The following is a 1,634-nucleotide window of genomic DNA, read 5'->3' as shown; positions in this document are numbered from 1 at the left end:
CCGGGCGGCCGTCGGCGCCGGGGCCGGGGCCGACCGGACCGGCCAGGGCCCAGGCGGCGGTGAGCATATGGACCGCGGCCATCTCGGGCGCGATCATCTGCGAGAGCGGCGAGAGCGCGGTCTCCACGGCCTCCTGGGATGCCGCCAGCGCCTCGGCCCAGCGGCCTTCGGCGCAGTCCAGCCAGGCGAGGGCGCCCTTCACAAAGCCTTCGAAGATGGCCAGGGTGCCGGAGTGGAACACATCGAGGAGCAGCTCCAGTTCCTTCCGTGCCTCCGCCAGGCGTCCGGTACGGCCGAGCCACATCGCGAGAAAGAGCCGGGCGGCCGGCATCACCTCGTGCGCCACCTCCGGGCCCAGGGCGAGTACGTCACGGAGGATGCGTTCGCCCTCCTCGCCCTGGCCCATCTCCAGCATGGTCTGCGCGAGCCGGGAGCGCAGCAGGGCGACCTGGCTCTGTGCGCCGAGGCCCTCGGCATGGCGGATGGCGGCCGTGTAGTCCTCGGCGGCGAGTGCGTACTCACCGCGCTTGTCCCTGGCCTCGCCCCGGGCCGAGAGCGCCTCCGCGGCGCCCCACGTGTCGCCGAGCCGGTCGTAGATCGCCAGGCTGCGGTCGGCGTCACGGCTCGCGTCGCCCGCCCAGGCGCTGCGGTTGGCGAGGACATTGGCCCGCAGATGGAGTGTGCCGGCCAGCTCCCACTCGTAACCGAACTCCTCGCAGGTCCGTATGGTCTCGTCAAGGACCATGCGCAACCGCTCCGGATCACCGGTGAGCATGACGGCGAAGACAGCCAGAGTTCCCGGGAAGCGGCAGGTCTGCGGCAGACCGGTGCCGTAGACGGCGGTGACGCGGCTCAGCCAGTCGAGGCGTTCGGGACTGGTCCAGTCCTCGGCCTCGTGGTCCATGCTGACCACTCCGATCAGCCGTACCTCGCGTCTGGCCTCCTGGAGGAGTTCGGCGGTCATGGGCGGTGGCGTGTCCGTACAGCGCTGCGGGATCGACGGTGCGGGCACGACAGGCGGCGCGAACGGATCGGGCCCGAGGTCCGCGGCGGCCCGCGACCACTGCCGGGCATCGGCCCGCAGATCGAGCATCTGCCAGAACCAGCCGAGGGAGAGGACGAGACAGAGCAACTCGTGCTCATCGCGCGCGGCGTGGGCGCGGCGGAGCGCGGTGCGCAGATTCTCGTACTCCAGCTGCAACAGGGCCATCCCGGCGCGCTGACCGTGACCGCGCAGCAGAGGATCGGTGACGCGGGCGAGTTCCCGGTAGTGAACGAGGTGCCGCCGCTCGGCCTCCGCCCGCTCCCGGGCCTGATCGAGCCGCTCGGCGGCATACTCGGCGACGGTCTCCAGCAGCCGGTAACGCATATCGCCGTCGGACGAGGGCGCGGCGACAACAAGGGACTTGTCGATGAGAGAGCCGAGAATCCCGGCGACATCACGGGAGGAGACGGTGGGAGCGGCGTGCGCCCGCGGGACGGCGTCCGCGCAGACGTGTTCCGCGGCTGCCAGTGCGCAGCCGCCGGTGAAGACGGACAGACGGCGGAGTACCGCGCGTTCCGGGGTGGTGAGGAGGTCCCAGGACCAGTCGACCACGGCGCGCAAGGTCTGCTGGCGTGGCAGTACGGTTCTG

Annotated in this window: 1 pseudogene; it reads right to left on the bottom strand. The window is 71.5% G+C overall.

Annotation, left to right across the window (positions count from 1 at the left end):
• A pseudogene (locus GA0115259_RS40870) lies at positions 1 to 1,634 on the bottom strand (AfsR family transcriptional regulator); the annotation flags it as partial.

Origin of the sequence: Streptomyces sp. MnatMP-M17 (genome assembly GCF_900091995.1) — a bacterium.
Classification (GTDB): Bacteria; Actinomycetota; Actinomycetes; order Streptomycetales; family Streptomycetaceae; genus Streptomyces.
This window is presented reverse-complemented; position numbering and strand designations above follow the sequence as displayed.